This window comes from Caballeronia pedi (assembly GCF_001544915.2).
Taxonomy (GTDB): Bacteria; Pseudomonadota; Gammaproteobacteria; order Burkholderiales; family Burkholderiaceae; genus Caballeronia; species Caballeronia pedi.
This window is the reverse complement of sequence record NZ_FCOE02000061.1, coordinates 1-18,573: the sequence shown is the minus strand read 5'-3', so window position 1 is coordinate 18,573 and position 18,573 is coordinate 1. Positions and strand designations below refer to the sequence as shown.

Annotated in this window: 17 protein-coding genes; 8 read left to right on the top strand and 9 right to left on the bottom strand. The window is 62.6% G+C overall.

All coding sequences use genetic code 11. The features are described from left to right. Positions 1-25: 25 nt before the first annotated feature. The 3 genes from AWB80_RS39905 (at position 26) to AWB80_RS39895 (ending at position 1,631) form a co-directional block, all read left to right on the top strand. A complete protein-coding gene (locus tag AWB80_RS39905) occupies positions 26-655 on the top strand; it encodes a LysE family translocator (protein ID WP_061180125.1) in 630 nt (209 codons plus the stop codon). A gap of 162 nt (positions 656-817) precedes the next feature. After that, positions 818-1,258, top strand: coding sequence for a hypothetical protein (locus AWB80_RS39900; RefSeq protein WP_061180124.1), 441 nt, complete (start codon positions 818-820; stop codon positions 1,256-1,258). A 7-nt stretch (positions 1,259-1,265) separates the two neighbouring features. Beyond that, a complete protein-coding gene (locus AWB80_RS39895; protein WP_061180123.1) occupies positions 1,266-1,631 on the top strand; it encodes a response regulator in 366 nt (121 codons plus the stop codon). Positions 1,632-1,865: 234 nt separating this feature from the next. Here the strand turns inward: AWB80_RS39895 and argC are convergent, their stop codons facing one another. The 3 genes from argC to AWB80_RS39880 form a co-directional block, all read right to left on the bottom strand. Then, positions 1,866-2,819 (bottom strand): N-acetyl-gamma-glutamyl-phosphate reductase, encoded by a 954-nt coding sequence (argC, locus tag AWB80_RS39890; protein ID WP_061180122.1) that lies wholly within the window; start codon positions 2,817-2,819, stop codon positions 1,866-1,868. A gap of 46 nt (positions 2,820-2,865) precedes the next feature. Continuing rightward, positions 2,866-3,480, bottom strand: coding sequence for a flavodoxin family protein (locus AWB80_RS39885; protein ID WP_061180121.1), 615 nt, complete (start codon positions 3,478-3,480; stop codon positions 2,866-2,868). A 72-nt stretch (positions 3,481-3,552) separates the two neighbouring features. After that, positions 3,553-4,158, bottom strand: coding sequence for a YbhB/YbcL family Raf kinase inhibitor-like protein (locus AWB80_RS39880; RefSeq protein ID WP_061180120.1), 606 nt, complete (start codon positions 4,156-4,158; stop codon positions 3,553-3,555). Between the two features lie 290 nt (positions 4,159-4,448). On the opposite strand from AWB80_RS39880, the gene AWB80_RS39875 reads away from it, so the two are divergent. After that, on the top strand, positions 4,449-5,162 hold the full coding sequence (locus AWB80_RS39875; RefSeq protein WP_061180119.1) for a response regulator: 714 nt from the start codon (positions 4,449-4,451) through the stop codon (positions 5,160-5,162). A gap of 83 nt (positions 5,163-5,245) precedes the next feature. Here the strand turns inward: AWB80_RS39875 and AWB80_RS39870 are convergent, their stop codons facing one another. Next, positions 5,246-5,932 (bottom strand): orotate phosphoribosyltransferase, encoded by a 687-nt coding sequence (locus AWB80_RS39870; protein ID WP_061120316.1) that lies wholly within the window; start codon positions 5,930-5,932, stop codon positions 5,246-5,248. Positions 5,933-6,165: 233 nt separating this feature from the next. Here AWB80_RS39870 and AWB80_RS39865 point away from each other — a divergent pair, with 233 nt between their 5' ends. Both AWB80_RS39865 and AWB80_RS39860 read left to right on the top strand, forming a co-directional pair. Continuing rightward, positions 6,166-7,407 (top strand): MFS transporter, encoded by a 1,242-nt coding sequence (locus AWB80_RS39865; RefSeq protein WP_061180118.1) that lies wholly within the window; start codon positions 6,166-6,168, stop codon positions 7,405-7,407. Between the two features lie 266 nt (positions 7,408-7,673). Continuing rightward, positions 7,674-9,947, top strand: a complete 2,274-nt coding sequence (locus AWB80_RS39860; RefSeq protein WP_061180117.1) for an NADP-dependent malic enzyme — start codon at positions 7,674-7,676, stop codon at positions 9,945-9,947. 73 nt (positions 9,948-10,020) lie between these two features. On the opposite strand, the gene AWB80_RS39855 is transcribed toward AWB80_RS39860, so the two are convergent. Continuing rightward, on the bottom strand, positions 10,021-13,605 hold the full coding sequence (locus AWB80_RS39855) for an indolepyruvate ferredoxin oxidoreductase family protein (protein ID WP_061180116.1): 3,585 nt from the start codon (positions 13,603-13,605) through the stop codon (positions 10,021-10,023). Positions 13,606-13,941: 336 nt separating this feature from the next. Here AWB80_RS39855 and AWB80_RS39850 point away from each other — a divergent pair, with 336 nt between their 5' ends. Beyond that, complete coding sequence (locus AWB80_RS39850) at positions 13,942-14,151, top strand: hypothetical protein (RefSeq protein WP_061180115.1); 210 nt, start codon at positions 13,942-13,944, stop codon at positions 14,149-14,151. A 107-nt stretch (positions 14,152-14,258) separates the two neighbouring features. Here AWB80_RS39850 and hppD read toward each other — a convergent pair whose 3' ends face one another. Continuing rightward, positions 14,259-15,362 carry a 4-hydroxyphenylpyruvate dioxygenase gene (gene hppD, locus AWB80_RS39845; protein WP_061180114.1) on the bottom strand — a complete coding sequence of 368 codons (1,104 nt, stop codon included), beginning with the start codon at positions 15,360-15,362 and terminating at the stop codon, positions 14,259-14,261. Between the two features lie 145 nt (positions 15,363-15,507). Between hppD and AWB80_RS39840 the strand changes: the two genes are divergently transcribed. Beyond that, positions 15,508-16,011, top strand: coding sequence for an Lrp/AsnC family transcriptional regulator (locus AWB80_RS39840; protein ID WP_061180113.1), 504 nt, complete (start codon positions 15,508-15,510; stop codon positions 16,009-16,011). Positions 16,012-16,086: 75 nt separating this feature from the next. On the opposite strand, the gene AWB80_RS39835 is transcribed toward AWB80_RS39840, so the two are convergent. From AWB80_RS39835 to AWB80_RS39825, 3 genes are all read right to left on the bottom strand, one after another. Then, positions 16,087-16,683 (bottom strand): GNAT family N-acetyltransferase, encoded by a 597-nt coding sequence (locus AWB80_RS39835; RefSeq protein WP_244207019.1) that lies wholly within the window; start codon positions 16,681-16,683, stop codon positions 16,087-16,089. 288 nt (positions 16,684-16,971) lie between these two features. Then, a complete protein-coding gene (locus AWB80_RS39830; protein ID WP_061180111.1) occupies positions 16,972-17,574 on the bottom strand; it encodes a TetR/AcrR family transcriptional regulator in 603 nt (200 codons plus the stop codon). A 34-nt stretch (positions 17,575-17,608) separates the two neighbouring features. Then, positions 17,609-18,409, bottom strand: a complete 801-nt coding sequence (locus AWB80_RS39825; protein WP_061180110.1) for a DUF1835 domain-containing protein — start codon at positions 18,407-18,409, stop codon at positions 17,609-17,611. Between the last annotated feature and the right edge of the window lie 164 nt (positions 18,410-18,573).

Below are 18,573 nucleotides of genomic sequence, written 5' to 3'. Positions count from 1 at the left end.
CCCGCTTCCTTCTCGCCACGCCGCAATGAGCCTGCATCTCTGGTGGCTGTTCGTCGCCACTGTTTTCGTCGTTTCCGCGATTCCCGGTCCTAACATGCTGCTCGTGATGACGCACGGCGCGCGTCACGGCCTCAAACAGTCGACGGCCACCATGGCCGGCTGTCTTACGGCGCTCGTCCTCATGCTGTCGGTATCGGCGGCGGGATTGGGCGTGTTTCTCGAAGCGTGGCCGCGCCTGTTCGACACGCTGCGTCTGCTCGGCGCGGCCTATCTCGTCTGGCTCGGCGTCAAGAGCTGGCGCGCGAAGGCGAGTGCGGTCGAGGTCCGCGATGACAGCGGCGCCGCCCATGCGCCCCGACGCTTCACGCTTTTTCGCAACGGCTTTCTGGTGGCGAGCAGCAATCCGAAGGCTATCCTCTTCGCGGCGGCGCTGCTGCCGCAGTTCATCGACGCAAGCAGGCCGGTGTTGCCGCAGTTCGCGGTGCTCGTATCGACGTTTGCCGTGATCGAAGTGAGCTGGTACGCGGTGTACGCGGGCCTGGGCGCGCGCATCGGCGACAGGCTGAAAAGTGCGAACGTCGCGCAGGCGTTCAACCGGCTGACGGGCGGCGTGTTCGTCGGCTTCGGCGCGATGATGGCGCTCGTGCGCCACTGAAGGCCTAAACGTCTGCATGAACGGGCGCATAACTTGCGTACGTTCGCGGTGCTTCATTCGCTTTCGAACATACAGGCGCGACCGGCGGGTGCATAGTCGCGCTCGTAGCGCTTGTCCCGGTTCGCAGCAAAACCAGAAAAAAAGCTGAAAAGGAGGCGCCTCATGCATCCGACTGGCCGACGCGCCGCTCTGGCCGCGCTCCTACCGCTTTGTCTCGGCGTGCTGGCGACGACGCCCGCGCGCGCCGACGACACCCCGAGTCCCTGCGATGCGCTCAAACGCATCGTCGCTGCGGCGCCGAATTTCTCGTCACTTTCCGCATCCGACGGACGCGCGCTCGCGCGGCCCTACGGCGACGACGCGAAATGCGCGGCTTCGCAGACGAACTACCGATGCACCTGGACGCCGCACGGCGGTTCCAGCGCCGATGCGCTGCAGGGCGTCGCGGCGGACATCGCGTCATGCCTGCCGGACGCGACGCACGACCAGAACTTGCCCGCGCGTCAGCATTTCTACCTAGGCGCTCGCGGCGCGCGCACCGAAATCACGGCGGCGCAAGCGGGCTCGAACAAACTGACACTCGAAATATACGGTTCCCGGTGAGGCCATCGTGAGCAAGCGCATCCTCATAGCCGATGACGACGACGATGCGCTCGCGGGCCTCGCGAACCTGCTGAACAGCATGGGGCACGAAGTGGCGCTGGCGGCGAACGGCGCGCAGGCGGTCGAAGTCGCCGCGCAGTTCGATCCGGACGTCGTGATTCTCGACCTCGGCATGCCGCTCGTGGACGGGCTCGCGGCGGCGCGCGCCTTGCGCCGGCTGCCGAACGGCCACGCGTTGATGCTCGTGGCGCTGACGGGCTGGGGCCAGCCGCAGCATCGGGAGATGACGCAGGACGCCGGTTTCGACGTTCACCTCGTGAAGCCGATTTCCGGCGATCAGCTCCACTTCATCCTCTCGATGATGCAGCCCTGAATTTTAAGGGTGTACCTGCGTCACCCCGCCGCGACGGACAATGTTGCGATGCACCAATTTTCTTGGTATATTTACTCCTGTCTCCTCCATGTCTCCACTGATATGGATTCAGCCCGCCAGCATTGGCGGGCTTTTTTTCGCCCCTACGTTCCGATGTTGCGCCGCACCGCCAGACGCGAAAAAGCCGATTCGCGGTCAAGCGAATCGGCTTTCGTTATTCCAGATTCAGCGTAATCAGCGGGCCAGGCCCGTCTCCTCGTCCGCGCCGATCGCCAGGTTCATGCACTGGATCGCCGCGCCCGATGCGCCCTTGCCGAGATTGTCCAGACGCGCGATCGTCACGAAACGCTCGTCGTTGCCAAACACGAAAATATCGACGCGATTCGTTTCGTTGCACGCCTGTACGTCGAAGAAGCCGGCGTCGAGGTTGCTGTCGGCGTCGAACGGCATCACGCGCACGAACGGTTCGTTGTTGTAGTACTCCGCCAGCATGTCGCGCACGTCCTGCGGTTTGGCTTTGCGCGCGAGTTGGTCCGGCGAGAAATAGGTCGTGACCGCGAGGCCTTTCAGGAACGGGCCGACGATCGGCGTGAAGACCGGCGCGCGCTTAAGTCCCGTGCGCACCGACATTTCCGGCAGATGCTTGTGCGTCAGGGCGAGCGCGTACGGGCGCGGGCTCATCAGCGTGTCGTTGCCGCCCGCTTCGTACTCCGCGATCATTTTCTTGCCGCCGCCGCTGTAGCCGGTGATCGAATACGCGTGAGAGTCGAAATCGGCGGGAACGAGGCCGCCCGCGACGAGCGGCTGCACCGACAGCACGAACGCCGACGCGTGGCAGCCCGGCACCGCGATGCGCTTCGACGTGCGCAAACGCTCGCGCTGCGCGCGCGACAGTTCGGGAAGCCCGTACGCCCAGTCGTCCTGCGTGCGGAACGCCGTGCTGGCGTCGATCATCACGGTGCGCGTGTTGCCCTCGTCGAGGAGCGACACCGATTCGCGCGACGCGACATCCGGCAGGCACAGAAACGTCACGTCCGACGCGTTGATCAGACGGCGCCGCTCCTCGACGTCCTTGCGCTTCGCTTCCTCGATACGCAACACTTCGATGTCACGGCGCTGCGACAGATATTCGAAAATCTTCAGGCCGGTGGTGCCTTCCTGTCCGTCGACAAATACTTTCGTGGTCATCTCGATCTCGCTGGTTCGTGCGGGCGCTCGCCGCAAAACCAGTATTTTAAGGCGATTCCGAGGCGGGGGGATGTCCGTCGCTTTCGACGCGCGCCTGGCGGCCGATCCAGCGCGCCGTCACTTCCGCGATGCGCGCGCCGAAGACCTTCGCCGTTTCGAGATCGCCGGGCGGCGGGGCTTCGTCCGGCGAGGCGTCGGCGGGCGACTGCGTCAGCAGGCCGGTGAAGCCGCCGACGAAGTTCAGATCGTTGCGGGTGGCCGCCTTCGTGTTCGACGGCATCATGCCCGTGCCGATCCAGATCATGCCGTGCTGCATCGCCAGCGTGACGAAATAGGAGATGGTCAGGAATTTGTCGCCGTTCATATGCGCCGAATTGGTGAATCCGGCCGCGATCTTGTCTTTCCATTTCTGCGCGAACCACGGCTTCGAGCTTGCATCGGCGAATTTCTTGAAGTCGGCGGACGGTCCGCCCATGTAGGTCGGCGCACCGAACACGATGGCGTCGGCGGCGTCGAGATCGGCCCAGCCGGTCTCGTCGAGTTCGGAAACGGCGATCAGCCTGACGTTCGCGCCGGCGTCGGTTGCGCCGCCGAGCACGGCTTCCGCGACCTTCTTCGTGTGGCCGTAGCCGCTGTGATAAACGATGATGATGTTCGGCATGATGTCCCTGGGGCTTTCTCCGGCCCAGTCTAGCAAAGACAAATTTTGACGGACCGGCGCGAGCGCACGCTTCTAGCGGGGAGCATCCGGGCGCGCGTAGGTGAAGGTCAACTGCGCGCTGGCGATGGTCATCGTGCGGATTTCGTGCTCGAACATCAGCGCGGGCGTGCCCTGGCGCAGCCGCAAGTCGGTGCTGTCGAGCGCGTAGACGGTCACGATGTAGCGATGCGGCTTGCCGGGCGGCGGGCACGGGCCGCCGTAGCCGTCGGTGTCCCAGTCGTTGCGCGCCTCGATCGCGCCCATCTTGCGCAGCACGCCCGAGGCGCTCGCGTTGTTCGGCAGACGATCGGTGCCGGCGGGAATCCCGGCGACGGCCCAGTGCCACCAGCCGCGCCCGGGCGCATCCGGGTCGAAGATCGTCACGGCGAAGCTGCGGGTGTTCGCAGGAGCGCCGCGCCAGGAAATCTGCGGCGAGCGGTTGCCGCCCTTGCACTCGGATTGATCGAAGAGCAGATCGCGTCCGATGGTCTTGCCCGGCGCGAGATCAGTGCTCGACAAGGTGAAGGCGGGATCGGCCGCGACCTCGCGCGAATTCGAGAAACCGGCGACCGCACAGGCCAGGAAGAGTATTGATGCGACATGACGACCCGAACTCACGCGTCGGCCGGTGAGGCGCATGGGCTGAACTCCTGTCAGTATCGTCGCGCGTTATAGCAGCGTTTCGCTGGCTGCAACGATGTTTTTTGTCTCAGTGATGCGCTTCGTACCAGCTTGCAGTTTAACATTGCAACAAAGCATAAAAGCCTTGAATCCTTGAGACTTAACCGATGGCGCGTTGTGCGCCTGTCGGTTTGGACGTAGTGCGCAGCGCCTTGACGGCGATGACTTCTGACTCTATTAAACGTAGAAATGAGTAATTCGACGCAGATTCGCGCGGCAACTGATGGACTGATATATAGGAGAATTAAATGAGCCAGCGAATAAAAGTCATCATCGCGGACGATCACCCCGTGATCCTGTTCGGCGCGACACAGGCGCTCAACAAATTTCCGGAGGTGGACGTCATCGGGCAGGCGCGCCAGTCGACCGAACTCGTCCAGTTGCTGCAGAAGACACCCTGCGACGTCCTCGTCACCGATCTCGCCATGCCCGGCGGCTCATACGGCGACGGCATGCCCTTGCTCGGCTACATTGGCCGCCAGTTTCCGCGGGTCAAGCTCGTCGTGCTGACGATGCTCGAAAATCCCGCCTTGCTCAAACGTTTGCGTGAAGTGGGCGTGATGTCGATCATCAACAAGGCCGACGACATGAACCATATTGGCTGGGCGATCCAGCACGTGATGCGCGGTCAGGAGTATCTGGGCCCGTCCGTGAAGAGCGCGCTCGACAGCATGGGGCTCGGCTCGAACGGGCAGCAGCGCAGCGTGATCCTGTCCAAGCGCGAACTCGAGGTCGTGCGCCTTTTTGTCTCGGGCATGACGATCACCGAAATCGCGGGGCAATTGCGGCGCAGTATCAAGACGATCAGTACGCAAAAGAACACCGCCATGCGAAAACTCGGCATCGAGCGCGATTCCGAATTGTTTCAGTATGCGCAAAGCAACGGTTTAATGAATCTCTCTGCCTATTCCGGTGACGGCTCGCTCGACGATTCGTCGCTGCCCAATCCGAATTCCCTTTAGCCGTTTTTGCTTGCCGAATAGAAAAGAGCCGCTGATTCGAATCAGCGGCTCTTTTCTATTTATTGCTTCGCGAATGTAAATTCTTATTGCGGAGCAGCGGTTGCGCCGCCGTGCGCAGCCGACCATTCGGCCGGCGCGTGCAGGAATTTCTCGACCTCATCGAGCGTTTTCGACTCGAAGTAGCCTTGCTCCTTCGCGACTCGCAACACGTCCCACCAGGTGGCGAGCGCGTGCAGATCGACGTCGATGTCTTTCAGCACCGACACGCTTTCCTTGAAGATGTTGTAGTGGAACAGCACGAAGCAGTGATTCACAGTCGCGCCCGCGGTGCGCAGCGCGTTGATGAAGTTGATCTTGCTGCGGCTGTCCGTGGTCAGGTCTTCGACCAGCAGCACGCGCTGGCCTTCCGTGAGCAGACCTTCGATCTGCGCGTTGCGGCCGAAACCTTTCGGCTTCTTGCGAACGTACTGCATCGGCACCATCAGGCGGTCGGCAATCCACGCCGCGAAGGGAATGCCCGCGGTCTCGCCGCCAGCAACCGCGTCGATCTGCTCGTAGCCGACGTCGCGCAGGATCGTTGCCTCGGCCATCTCCATCAGGCCGCGACGCACGCGCGGGTAGGAAATCAGCTTGCGGCAGTCGATATACACCGGGCTCGCCCAGCCGGACGTAAAGATGTACGGTTTTTCCGCGTTGAAGTGCACCGCCTGAACTTCGAGCAGCATTTTGGCGGTGGTGTCGGAGATCGTCTGGCGATCGAAGCCTGTCATGGGCGAATCCTTGGACTTGTGTGGCGCTTGAAGAAGCGGGAGGCGGCCGCGAGGGCACTGGCGCATGGATTTGACGCAAAAAGAGCCGCCTTGCGACGGGTTTTCAGACGTTTCCTGCGCGCGTAGCCCGCCATTTTACCTGAGGGAACGGGGCGGGGCGAATTGTTTGCAGGTTGTGAAAGCGCGGCGCTCGCACGTACACTCGCGACGCTGCGCGTACCCGACTTTCTTCGATGACACCTGTTTCCTCCACCAACGATGCCCCCGCCGCGCCCACTCGCCACGCGCTGCGCGCGCTCCTTGCGTCCGTGCTCGGCTACGCGATGGACGGCTTCGATCTGCTGATCCTCGGCTTCATGCTGCCCGCGATCGCTGCGGACTTGCATCTCACGCCTGCGCAATCCGGCGCGCTCGTCACCTGGACGCTCGCGGGAGCGGTGGCGGGCGGCATCGTGTTCGGCATGCTGTCCGATTATTTCGGCCGCGTGCGAATGCTGACCTGGACGATTCTCGTGTTCGCCGTGTTCACCGGCTTGTGTGCGCTCGCGCAGGGCTACGGCGACCTGCTGATCTATCGCACCATCGCCGGGATCGGGCTGGGCGGGGAGTTCGGCATCGGCATGGCGCTCGTCGCCGAGGCGTGGCCCGCGCGGCTGCGGGCGCGCGTGTCGTCGTATGTGGGGATCGGCTGGCAACTGGGCGTGCTCGCCGCCGCGCTCATCACGCCGATGCTCCTGCCCGTGATCGGCTGGCGCGGCATGTTCGCGGTGGGGCTGTTGCCGGCGGTCGTTTCGTTTTTCGTGCGCCGACACGTGGAAGAACCCGCGCTGTTCACCGAACGCCGCGCGGCTGCGAAAACCGACGCCGCGCGCAAACTGCCGCTCAAGCGCCTCTTCGACGACGCCCGCACCGCGCGCGCGAGCGTCGGCGTGATCATCCTGTGCTCGGTGCAGAACTTCGGCTACTACGGGCTGATGATCTGGCTGCCGAGCTATCTGTCGAAGACCTTCGGCTACTCGCTCACGAAGTCCGGACTCTGGACCGCCGCCACCGTGCTCGGCATGGCACTGGGCATCTGGCTGTTCGGCCTCGCGGCGGACCGCTTCGGACGCAAACCGGCGTTTCTCGCATACCAGATCGGCGCGGTCGCGATGGTGTTCGTCTATTCGAATCTGACGAGCCCGTCGGCGCTCTTGATCGGCGGCGCGGTGATGGGCGTGTTCGTCAACGGCATGCTCGGCGGTTACGGCGCGCTGATCTCCGAGATCTATCCGACCGAGGCGCGCGCGACCGCGCAGAACGTGCTGTTCAATATCGGGCGCGCGGTCGGCGGGCTGGGGCCGGTCGCGGTCGGCGCGCTCGCGGCGCGCTATTCGTTCGCGGTCGCGCTGGCGTTCCTTGCATCGATCTATCTGCTCGATGTCGTTGCGACACTCTTCCTGATCCCCGAAAAGCGCGGCGCTGAACTCCAGTGATATCGCGCGCGTTCATCCGATGAAACCCGTCCGGATGCGCTGAAACGTTGCATCGCGTCATTGCGGGCGCGCGGTGTACACTGGTTGTCCCAAAAAAACCAAAGGCTCCGTCCGCTCGTACCATCCTTGCGAGCGGCACGCCGCGTCTATCCGACGCGCCGGGCATATGAAACTTGGTCCATAGATTCACATTTCCGCATTCATGCAGCACGGTCGACGGCGGTGTGAACCCTGTTCAAATAATTCCCAAACCTCTCAGGTTAATCATGGACGAACAACTGAAGCAAAGCGCCCTCGCGTATCACCAGAATCCCCGTCCCGGCAAGATTTCGGTTACTCCGACCAAGCCGCTTTCGAACCAGCTCGACCTTTCGCTCGCGTATTCGCCGGGCGTCGCGGCCGCGTGCATGGCGATCTACGATGAGCCGCTCGACGCGCAGAAGTACACGTCGCGCGCGAATCTCGTGGGCGTCGTGACGAACGGCACGGCCGTGCTCGGTCTCGGCAATATCGGCCCGCTCGCGGCCAAGCCGGTGATGGAAGGCAAGGGATGTCTATTCAAGAAGTTCGCGGGCATCGACGTGTTCGATATCGAATTGGCGGAAACCGATCCGGACAAGCTCGTCGACGCGATCGCGATGCTCGAACCCACTCTGGGCGGCATCAACCTCGAAGACATCAAGGCGCCGGAATGCTTCTACATCGAGAAGAAGCTGCGCGAGCGCATGAAAATTCCCGTTTTCCATGACGATCAGCACGGTACGGCGATTATTGCTTCGGCGGCGATTCTCAACGGCCTGAAAGTGGTCGGCAAGAAGCTGGACGAGATCAAGCTCGTGTGCTCGGGCGCGGGCGCGGCGGCGATCGCATGTCTGGACCTGCTCGTGCATCTGGGCCTGAAGAAGTCGAACACGCTCGTGATCGATTCGAAGGGTGTGATCTACGAAGGCCGCGGCAATCTGGATGCCTCGAAGGAGCGCTATCAGGCGAGCACCGACGCACGCACGCTCGCCGACGCGATGCACGGCTGCGACGTGTTCCTCGGCTGTTCGAGCGCGGGCGTGCTGAAGGCTGAAATGGTCGAGACCATGGGCGACAAGCCGCTGATTCTCGCGCTGGCCAATCCCGAGCCGGAGATCCGCCCGGAAGAAGCGAAGCGCGTGCGTCCGGACTGTATCGTCGCGACGGGCCGTTCGGATTATCCGAATCAGGTGAACAACGTGCTGTGCTTTCCGTTCATCTTCCGCGGCGCGCTGGATGTCGGCGCGACGACGATCACGGAAGAGATGAAGCTCGCGTGCGTGCGCGCGATCGCGGAACTCGCGGAAGAAACCGATCAGGGCGATGAAGTCGCGAAGGCTTACGAAGGTCATTCGCTGGAGTTCGGCCCGGACTATCTGATTCCGAAGCCGTTCGATCCGCGTCTGATCATCAAGATCGCGCCGGCCGTCGCGCAGGCCGCGATGGATTCGGGCGTCGCGACCCGTCCGATCAAGGATATGGACGCGTATCGCGAGACGCTCGGCGCGACGGTGTATCGCACGGGTATGGTGATGCGCCCGGTGTTCGCGGCGGCGAAGGCGGCGCCGGCGCGCATCGCGTTCGCGGAAGGCGAGGACGAGCGCGTGCTGCGCGCCGCGCAGTTCGTGCTGCTGGAGAAGATCGCGAAGCCGATCATCATCGGCCGGCCGGCGGTGGTCGAGATGCGTCTGCAGAAGATGGGTTCGAAGCTGAAGCCGGGCGTCGACTTCGAGATCGTGAATCCGGAAGACGATCCGCGTTATCAGAAGAGCTGGCAGGCGTATCACGAGATCGCCGCGCGTCAGGGTGTGACGCCGGAAAGCGCGAAGGCCGCGCTGCGCAAGTTCAACACGCTGATTGGCGCGATCCTGGTTCACACCGGCGATGCCGACGGGATGATCTGCGGTCTCATCGATACGTATCAGGATCATCTGAAGTTCATCGATCAGGTGCTCGGCAAGGCGAAAGGCGCGAACAACTTCGCCGCGATGAATCTGCTGATGCTTCAGGGCCGCAATCTGTTCATCAGCGATACCTACGTCAACGAAACGCCGACGCCCGAGCAACTCGCCGACATGACGGTGCTGGCGGCGCGCGAGATCGAGCGCTTCGGGATTCAGCCGAAGGTCGCGCTGGTGTCGAACTCGAACTTCGGCAGCGTGCCGGGCGCGTCGAGCAAGCGCATGGCGGAAGCGCGCAAGCTGATCGCGGAGCGCGCGCCGGATCTCGAGATCGACGGTGAAATGCACGGCGATGCGGCTTTGTCGGAGACGGTGCGCAAGGCTTCGTTCCCGGGAACGACGCTGCATGGCGAGGCGAATCTGCTGATCATGCCGAATGTGGAAGCCGCGAACATCACCTACAACCTGCTCAAGATGGTGAGCGGCGAGGGCGTGACGGTCGGGCCGTTCCTGCTGGGTGCGGCGAAGCCGGTGCATATCCTGACGCCGGCCGCGACGGTGCGCCGGATCATCAATATGACGGCGGTGGCGAGCGCGAATGCGAGTGTGGCGAAGTAATACGCACGCGCGCTAGAAAGACGAACGGCGATCCGGGAAACTGGATCGCCGTTTTGTTTCGGTGATCAGCGCGTCAGGCGACGTGTCTCGCTTCGCCGCCCTGCGGATCGCGCCACCGCGCCAGCAGCTTCTCCCACTTCACCTTTGCCGCCTTCACGTTGTTTTCCTTGACGTGCCCATAACCGCGCATCGAGTCCGGCAGACTCGCCAGTTCGACCGCAAGCGGCAGCTTCTGCGCCGTGAGTCCACCGATCAACTCACGCACCAGCGCCTCATACTCGCCGATCAACGCCCGCTCCATCTTTCGCTCTTCCGTGCGTCCAAACGGATCGAGCCCCGTCCCGCGCAGAAACTTTAACTTCGCGAGCACGCGCATCGCGGACATCATCCACGGGCCGTATTGCTTCTTCACCAGATGCCCGTGCGCGTCCTTCTTCGACAGGCTCGGCGGCGCGAGGTGAACCTTGATCTTCCAGTCGCCTTCGAAACTGTTCTTCACCTTGTCGAGAAACACCGGATCGGCATACAGGCGCGCGACTTCGTACTCGTCCTTGTAGGCCATCAGCTTGTGAAGATTCTTCGCGACGGCCTCGGTCAACGGATACCGCCCGTCGCCCGGGCCGAATTCCGCTTCCTTCGCGCGCACTTCCGCGACCAGCCGGCCATAACGCGCCGCGTACGCCGCGTTCTGATACCTCGCGAGATAGTCGAGCCGCTTGTCGATCAGCGCGTCCAGAGCCTTCGGCGTATGCAGCGCGATGACCTTGCCCGCCGCTTCCTGTCCGCCGCGCTGCGACTCCGCGAGACGGCGCACCGCTTCGGGATCGTGCGCCGCGCGACGGCCCCATTCGAACGCCGCGAGATTCTTCTCGACCTGCACGCCGTTCAACTCGATCGCGCGCGCGAGGGATTCATGCAGCAACGGCACCCAACCCTTCTGCCACGCAAACCCGAGCACGAACGGATTCGTGTAGATCGCATCGCCCATCAGCGCGACGGCGAAGCGGTTCGCATCGACGAGCGCCACATGTTCGCCGGCCGCCGCGCGAATATCCGCCTCCGCGCTCGCGCCCGGAAAACTCCAGTTCGGGTTTTTGATGAACTCGGCGGTCGGCGTCTGCGCGCTGTTCACGACGACGCGCGTGTGATCCGGCTGCATCCGCGAGCCGCATTCATTGCTCGCGGTGACGATCGCATCGCAGCCGATGACGAGATCCGCCTCGCCCATCGCGATGCGCGTCGCGTGGATATCGGCGGGGCGGTTGGCGATTTGCACGTGGCTCATCACGGCGCCGCCTTTTTGCGCGAGGCCGGTGACATCGAGCACGGTGACGCCTTTCTGCTCCAGATGCGCCGCCATGCCGAGCAGCGCGCCGATCGTCACGACGCCCGTGCCGCCGACGCCCGTCACCAGCACACCGTACGGCCGCGCGATCTCCGGAAGCTCCGGCGCGGGCACGGTGGGCATCGCATCCGCGCCGACGCTCGTCGCCTTCGGCTTCTTCAGTTGCCCGCCTTCCACCGTCACGAAGCTCGGGCAGAAACCGTTCAGGCACGAGTAGTCCTTGTTGCACGTCGACTGGTTGATCTGCCGCTTGGTGCCGTACTCGGTTTCGAGCGGTTCCACCGACAGGCAATTCGACTTCACCGAGCAATCGCCGCAGCCTTCGCACACGGCCTGGTTGATGACGACGCGCTTCGCCGGATCGGGAAACGCGCCGCGCTTGCGACGCCGGCGCTTTTCGGTGGCGCAGGTCTGGTCGTAGATCAGAATCGACGTGCCCGTAACTTCGCGCAGTTGACGCTGGATTTCGTCGAGCTTGTCACGATGATGCACGTCGATGCCGGGCGCCAGTCCGACGCTCGCCGTGTACTTCTCCGGCTCGTCCGTGACGATGACGATTCTGGCCGCGCCTTCCGCAGCAAGCTGATGCGTGATCTGCGGCACGGTCAGCACGCCGTCGACGGGCTGGCCGCCGGTCATCGCGACCGCATCGTTATAGAGAATCTTGTAGGTGATGTTCACCTTCGCCGCGATCGCCGCGCGGATTGCGAGCAGCCCGGAGTGAAAGTACGTGCCGTCGCCGAGATTGGCGAACACGTGCTTGTCGTTCGAGAACGGCGACTGGCCGACCCACGCGACGCCTTCGCCGCCCATCTGGCTGAAGGTGCTGGTGTTGCGGTCCATCCAGACCGTCATGTAGTGGCAGCCGATGCCCGCCATCGCGCGCGAGCCTTCCGGCACGTTCGTCGACGTATTGTGCGGACAGCCCGAGCAGAACCACGGCTTGCGCTCCGCTTCGACGCGCGGGCGCGCGAGCGACTTTTCCTTCGCGTCGATCACGGCGAGCCGCGCGGCGATACGCGTGCGCACGTCCGCGGGCAGATCGAACTTTTCGAGGCGCGTGGCGATCGCCTTCGCGATGATCGCGGGCGACAGCTCGTAGTGCGCGGGCAGGAGCCAGTTGCCCATCGGCACGGACCATTCGCCGCCCGCGCCGTCTTTTTCGTCGAACTTGCCGTAGACGCGCGGCCGCTGCGCATCCGGCCAGTTGTACAGTTCTTCCTTGATCGCGTATTCCAGAATCTGGCGCTTTTCCTCGACCACCAGAATTTCTTCGAGTCCGCGCGCGAACTCGTGCGCGCCTTGCGCTTCGAGCGGCCACACGCAGCCGACCTTGTAGAGACGGATGCCGATCTGCGAGCACGTCGCGTCATCGAGGCCGAGATCGGTCAGCGCCTGACGCACGTCGAGATACGCCTTGCCGCCGGTCATGATGCCGAAGCGCGCGTGCGGCGAATCGATTTCCACGCGGTCGAGCTTGTTCGCGCGCACGTAGGCGAGCGCGGCGTACCACTTGTAGTCGAGCAGACGCGCTTCCTGCACGAGCGGCGGGTCCGGCCAGCGGATGTTCAGGCCGCCATCGGGCATCGCGAAATCGGTCGGCAGCACGATTTTCGTGCGATGCGGATCGATATCGACGGACGCCGACGACTCCACGACATCGGTTACGCATTTCATCGCGACCCAGAGGCCGGAGTAGCGGGACATCGCCCAGCCGTGCAGGCCGAAATCGAGGTATTCCTGCACGTTCGACGGAAACAGCACCGGCAGGCCGCACGCCTTGAAAACGTGTTCCGACTGATGCGCGAGCGTCGATGATTTCGCGGCGTGATCGTCGCCGGCGAGCACCAGAACGCCGCCGTGCTTGGCCGATCCGGCGGAATTGCCGTGCTTGAAGACGTCGCCGGAACGGTCGACGCCCGGGCCTTTGCCGTACCACATGGCGAACACGCCGTCGTGCTTCGCGCTCGGGTACAGATTGACTTGCTGCGAGCCCCACACGGCGGTGGCGGCGAGATCTTCGTTCACGCCCGGCTGGAACACGACCTGATGCGCGGCGAGATGCTTCTTCGCCTTCCACAGAGACTGGTCGAGACCGCCGAGAGGAGAACCGCGATAGCCGGAGATGAAACCGGCGGTGTCGAGACCGGCGGCCTTGTCGCGTTCCTGCTGGAGCATCGGCAGGCGCACCAGCGCCTGGATGCCGCTCATATAGGCGCGGCCGCGTTCGAGCGTGTATTTGTCGTCGAGCGTGACGGACTTCAGTGCGGCTTCTAGAGAAGCTCTTTGTTCTGCGTCTAGCGGGGCGTTCATTATGTGTACTCCTCCACCCGGGGTTTGGGATCGCCAAAGCATTTTTCAGGCCGTTGCGTCTTGTGAACGTTCGGGCCGGGATTCTCAGTTTGCCCGAAGCGCCGGTCTTTCAGGCACTGGTACAAACCCGTTAAAAATTCCTCACTTAAGCGCGTTTTGCATCAAATCCTTAACGATTTGACCGCCTCGAAGAGGGTTTTGTTACAGCGTGTAAATCCGACCGATTCGCGGAACCCTGAGGCTCATCCCTGTCTAACATGGCGCTTCCGGAAATCCCTTGCCGTCTTTTTGCGCACGTTTGGCTTCCGGAAGCGAGTTGTTTAGAAGGAGATAACGATGAAACAACGCCACATCCAGAGTTTCTTGATGGTTTCGGCGGCTTTTTTCGCCATCAGCGCGCCGGTAGGCGGCGCTCGGGCGAATAACGCGTCGCCGTTCGGGGCGTCGTCGGTTGCACAGGTCGCGCAGGTGCGCGTTCATTCGGTCCAGGCTGGCGCCCAGAAGCGCCGCGAATCGGAAAGCAGCGACGACGAGACGGCGGGCTGACCCGCTCACGCGGTTCGGATTTACACGCCGGACCGTCAGAATGCACAAAGGGACATGGACCTTCGCGGTCCATGTCCCTTTTTTAACGCCCGCGTTTCTGTCGCGGATCAGCTTGCGGTGGTGTCCTTCAACACGCCGCGGCGCATCTGATCCAGTTCGATCGATTCGAACAGCGCCTTGAAGTTGCCTTCACCGAAGCCCTGATTGCCCTTGCGCTGAATGATCTCGAAGAAGATCGGCCCGATCTGGTTCTCCGTGAAGATCTGCAGCAGGATTTCGTCCTTGGTGCCATCGATCAGAATCTTGCGCTTCTTCAACTCCGCGACCGATTCGACGTGACCCGGCACGCGGCGATCCACGAGTTCGTAATACGTATCGATGGTGTCGAGCAGCGCGATCTTTGCGCTGCGCAGGCCGTCGACCGTGCTGTAGATATCGCCCGCGCCGAGCGCGATGTGCTGAATGCCTTCGCCGTGATACGCGTCGAGATATTCCTGAATCTGTCCCGCGGTTTCCGAGCCTTCCTCGTTGATCGGAATGCGGATCTTGCCGCACGGCGAAGTCATCGCCTTCGACTTCACCGCCGTCACCTTGCCTTCGATATCGAAGTAACGGACTTCGCGGAAGTTGAAGAGCCGCTCGTAGAACTCCGCCCACTCGACCATGCGGCCGCGATGCACGTTGTGCGTCAGGTGATCGATATACGTGAGCCCGTGGCCGACCGGATTCTGCTCCGCGCCGGGAATCGGCTCGAAATCGACGTCGTAGATGCTGATATCGCCGATGCTGCCCGGCTGCGCGCCATTCTTGCCGCGCCAGCGATCGACGAAGTAAATCAGCGAGTCGCCGATGCCCTTGATCGCCGGAATGTTCAGCTCCATCGGGCCGGTCTTGTTGTCGAAGCCCCATGCGCCGAGGTCGAGCGCGCGCTTGTACGCCTGGGCGGCGTCGGCTACGCGGAAGGCGATTGCGCAGATCGACGGCCCGTGCAAACGCGCGAAGCGTTGCGCGAACGAATCCGGCTCGGCATTGACGATGAAGTTGATTTCGCCCTGGCGATACAGCGTCACGTCCTTGTGACGGTGCTTCGCGATCGCGGTGAAGCCCATTTGCTCGAACAGCTTGCCGAGCGCGACGGGATCGGGCGCGGTGTATTCGATGAACTCGAAGCCGTCTGTGCCGACGGGATTCTCCCAGGTCGTTGCGGTCATGCATGTCTCCTGATTTGGATGCGCGCGATGTGCGCGACGTGGAGACAGTTTAGTCAGCCGGCGCTGGCAAAAACTTGCGAAACAAATCGTGAGTTCATGATAATGAGCACGATACTGCCAGCAACGCGTCAGATGGAGCTAGAAAATGGCCGAACCCGATTTGGACACGATAGATCGCAGAATTCTCGCCATCCTTCAGGAGAATGGGCGATTGTCGAACCAGGAGATTGCGGAGCGCGTGAATCTGTCGCCGAGTCCGTGTCTGCGGCGTATCCGGCGGCTGGAAGACATCGGCGTGATTCGTGGCTATGTCGCGTTGCTCGATGCGAAGAAGCTCGGGCTCGGCCTGCTCGCGTACATCAACGTGCGTCTTGAGAAACGCGGCGGGATGCAGGCCGCGGCCGGCACGCCGAAAGCGCCGACACACGGTGATCTGTTTCGCGAAGCGGTGCGTTCGTGGCCGGAAGTCGTCGCCTGCGATGCGATGACCGGCGAAATGGATTTCCTGCTGCGCGTGCAGGTGCGCGACATGGATGACTTTTCGCGCTTCGTGCAGGATCAACTGCTGCATCATCCATCTGTGATCGACGTGCGCTCCAGCTTTTCGCTCGAGCGCATTAAGGAGACGACGGTTCTGCCGCTGCGCTGAAACGACGAGGGGCGGTCCAAGCCGCCCTTGTTGGTCCCGCTCGCAGCGCAAACCCCGCGCTGTTCTCGAAGAAAGTTACGCTGCGTCCGCAGTCGGCATGAGTGCCTGGAAAACTTGCGACGCGCGGTGCGCCTGACGCTTGATGGCGTAGTCGAACAGCGCGGCTTGCTCCTGAAGCATTTCGGTCATGAAGCTGCTCTGGTCGGCCGGCGTGAGCGACAGATAAGCGTCCGCCTCGCCGTACGCGTATTCGATCTTCATGCCCGATTTCTTCGCGATGTGCATCATCGTCGAATTGCGCGACAGGCAGTGCATATAGAGCACCGACACGTGCGTGTTGCGGCTGCTCATTGAAGCACGCTCGAACAGCTTCGTGCCGATGCCGCGGCCGCGCGCGCTCTCGAGCACGGACACGCCGAACTCGGCGGTGCGTTTGTCGCCTTCAGCGGGCAGATAAGCCAAGTGGCCGACGCCGATCAGTTCCAGCGAACTGCCGAACACGCCGAACACCTTGTCGTTCGAAAAGTTGATGTTGTGGACGTAATTCTCGATCACGTGATCCGGCACGACCTGGCCGAAGCGCAAGAGGCGGTCGTCTTCGTCGAGTGCAAGAAAGTGCGTGAGCAGACGCTCGCGATCGGCCGAGGACAATTCGCGGACGAGAACCGGCATGCGCGCGTTCTTGATGGGCTGATCGTGCGCGACGATCTGCTCGGCAGGGCGGTTGATGGTCAGTTCCACGGTTGTTCCTCCTCATTCGTCATGCAGCATGCTGCAAAGCAAAACGAATTTTAGCTGATTCCAGAGAAACGGATACGGGAAAACCCTTAAAACGCACTAGGAGAGACGTTCTAAACGGCTACTGAAATCGATTAGAACGTATAAAAATCAATCACTTAAGAACATTGTGTAAACGCAACGTTTTACCGGCCAGTCGGTTTGTTGTGCTGCAACATCGCGTCAATCGCCGTTCAGGCCGTTCTCGATCATGTCGACGACCTGCTCGGCGAATTCGCCATAACCAAGCTTGCCGCCCGGCTTGAGCCACGTGAACGTCCAGTTGATCATGCCGAAGACCATCATCGTGAGCGCGGTCTGATTGTCCTTGGTCGCGCGCTTCGGATAAGCCCGCGCGAGCTGACGCGCGAACGCAGCCACGATGTCGCGCTGACGGTCCAGAACAATCTCCCGCTGCGCGTCTTCCAGATACTTCACATCATTGAGCAGCGCGACGTGCCGGCTGTGCGACGTCTCGTATTCGGCGAGAAACGCGCGCACGAGATCGGCGAACGCCTCGCGCTCACCCAGTCCGCGCCGCTGGCTCGAACCTTCCACTTCCGCGATGATCAGCATGAGCCGCTTGGTGTAGCGGTCGAGCAGATCGAAGAGGATCGCTTCCTTGCTCGCGTAATAGTGATAGAGACGGGCCTTCGACGTGCCGCTCGCGGCGGCGAGGTCGGCCATCGAGGTGCTGGGATAGCTCGTCTGCGCGAATTTCGCGGCGGCGAGTTCGAGGATCTGTTCGCGTTGCGTCTCGTGGTCGGGCGCTTTGGTACGGGCCATGTGTTCGAAGTGTGCGTTCTTATAAATATGGTTTTCAGCGGCGCAACTCGGCCAGACTGATTTCGGACGGCGTGCCGCGGATTTTAAGCCGTCCCGCCGTGACGAGTTCGCGGCAGCGCCAGAAGGCGATGGAATCGGAGAGCATGAAATCGAAGCGTCGGCCCATCGCGGCGCCGGCGATCTGACGCGCCGGTTGCCATTCCGGGCCGGCGAGATCGAGCAACGCTTCGTCGACATCGGCCCATGTGCTGGAAACGAGCATGTTGTCGCGCAGGCGGCGCGTCTCGGCATTCGCGTACTTCGCTTCCTGCCATTCGAGCGCGAGCCGGCTGATGCGCAGGACGGAAATCGGCGCGGCGGTCGGCAGTTTCGCGAGCAACTGCTTCGGCGAGAACATGCCGACGGCCGTCGCGCGATCGTCGCGGCCGACGCGTCCGGGTGCGCCGTCATCGGTCGCGATGCTCAGATCGTCGTGATTGAGCTTCGCTTCGTTCAGGCGCTGGGGCGCGTTGCGCAAATGAAAAGCGACGCGCCGCAGCGTGAGCTGGTCCGCCGCGCTCTGACCGTGCCACACGACGATCTGCGCGTCGCTGCGCGCGAGGCGGCCGAAGAGGGCTTGCTGCTCGTCGAGTTCGTCCTCGAAATCGATCGCGCTGTTCAGCACCTGACGCCAGAACGCGGCGCGCGCGAGCGGGGATTCGTCGATCTCCCTGAGCGGGCCGACGGCAAGATCGTCGCGCAGCGCGATGACGGGCTCGTCGCGTTCCGCGCGCCGCAATGCTTCCGTGAGGGCCTGGGCCGCGTAATCGCCATTCGTGACGTGAGTCGTGTTCATCGTTGTCGGATGCCGGAAGACGAAAAGGACCGCTTGGGTGGGCGGTCCTAGTTTACGCGAATCGAATGACGCCCGGCTGTGATCTATCGCTCGTCGAAACTCACGACCACACGCTCGCTCACCGGATGACACTGGCAAGTCAGCACGAAACCATCATCGATTTC

Bases quoted from the DNA above. Each gene is read 5' to 3' on its own strand.
- AWB80_RS39905 (WP_061180125.1), top strand. From the start codon at position 26: ATGAGCCTGCATCTCTGGTGGCTGTTCGTCGCCACTGTTTTCGTCGTT.
- AWB80_RS39900 (WP_061180124.1), top strand. From the start codon at position 818: ATGCATCCGACTGGCCGACGCGCCGCTCTGGCCGCGCTCCTACCGCTT.
- argC (WP_061180122.1), bottom strand. From the start codon at position 2,819: ATGACCACGAAAGTATTTGTCGACGGACAGGAAGGCACCACCGGCCTG.
- AWB80_RS39885 (WP_061180121.1), bottom strand. From the start codon at position 3,480: ATGCCGAACATCATCATCGTTTATCACAGCGGCTACGGCCACACGAAG.
- AWB80_RS39880 (WP_061180120.1), bottom strand. From the start codon at position 4,158: ATGCGCCTCACCGGCCGACGCGTGAGTTCGGGTCGTCATGTCGCATCA.
- AWB80_RS39875 (WP_061180119.1), top strand. From the start codon at position 4,449: ATGAGCCAGCGAATAAAAGTCATCATCGCGGACGATCACCCCGTGATC.
- AWB80_RS39870 (WP_061120316.1), bottom strand. From the start codon at position 5,932: ATGACAGGCTTCGATCGCCAGACGATCTCCGACACCACCGCCAAAATG.
- AWB80_RS39865 (WP_061180118.1), top strand. From the start codon at position 6,166: ATGACACCTGTTTCCTCCACCAACGATGCCCCCGCCGCGCCCACTCGC.
- AWB80_RS39860 (WP_061180117.1), top strand. From the start codon at position 7,674: ATGGACGAACAACTGAAGCAAAGCGCCCTCGCGTATCACCAGAATCCC.
- AWB80_RS39855 (WP_061180116.1), bottom strand. From the start codon at position 13,605: ATGAACGCCCCGCTAGACGCAGAACAAAGAGCTTCTCTAGAAGCCGCA.
- AWB80_RS39850 (WP_061180115.1), top strand. From the start codon at position 13,942: ATGAAACAACGCCACATCCAGAGTTTCTTGATGGTTTCGGCGGCTTTT.
- hppD (WP_061180114.1), bottom strand. From the start codon at position 15,362: ATGACCGCAACGACCTGGGAGAATCCCGTCGGCACAGACGGCTTCGAG.
- AWB80_RS39840 (WP_061180113.1), top strand. From the start codon at position 15,508: ATGGCCGAACCCGATTTGGACACGATAGATCGCAGAATTCTCGCCATC.
- AWB80_RS39835 (WP_244207019.1), bottom strand. From the start codon at position 16,683: ATGCCGGTTCTCGTCCGCGAATTGTCCTCGGCCGATCGCGAGCGTCTG.
- AWB80_RS39830 (WP_061180111.1), bottom strand. From the start codon at position 17,574: ATGGCCCGTACCAAAGCGCCCGACCACGAGACGCAACGCGAACAGATC.
- AWB80_RS39825 (WP_061180110.1), bottom strand. From the start codon at position 18,409: ATGAACACGACTCACGTCACGAATGGCGATTACGCGGCCCAGGCCCTC.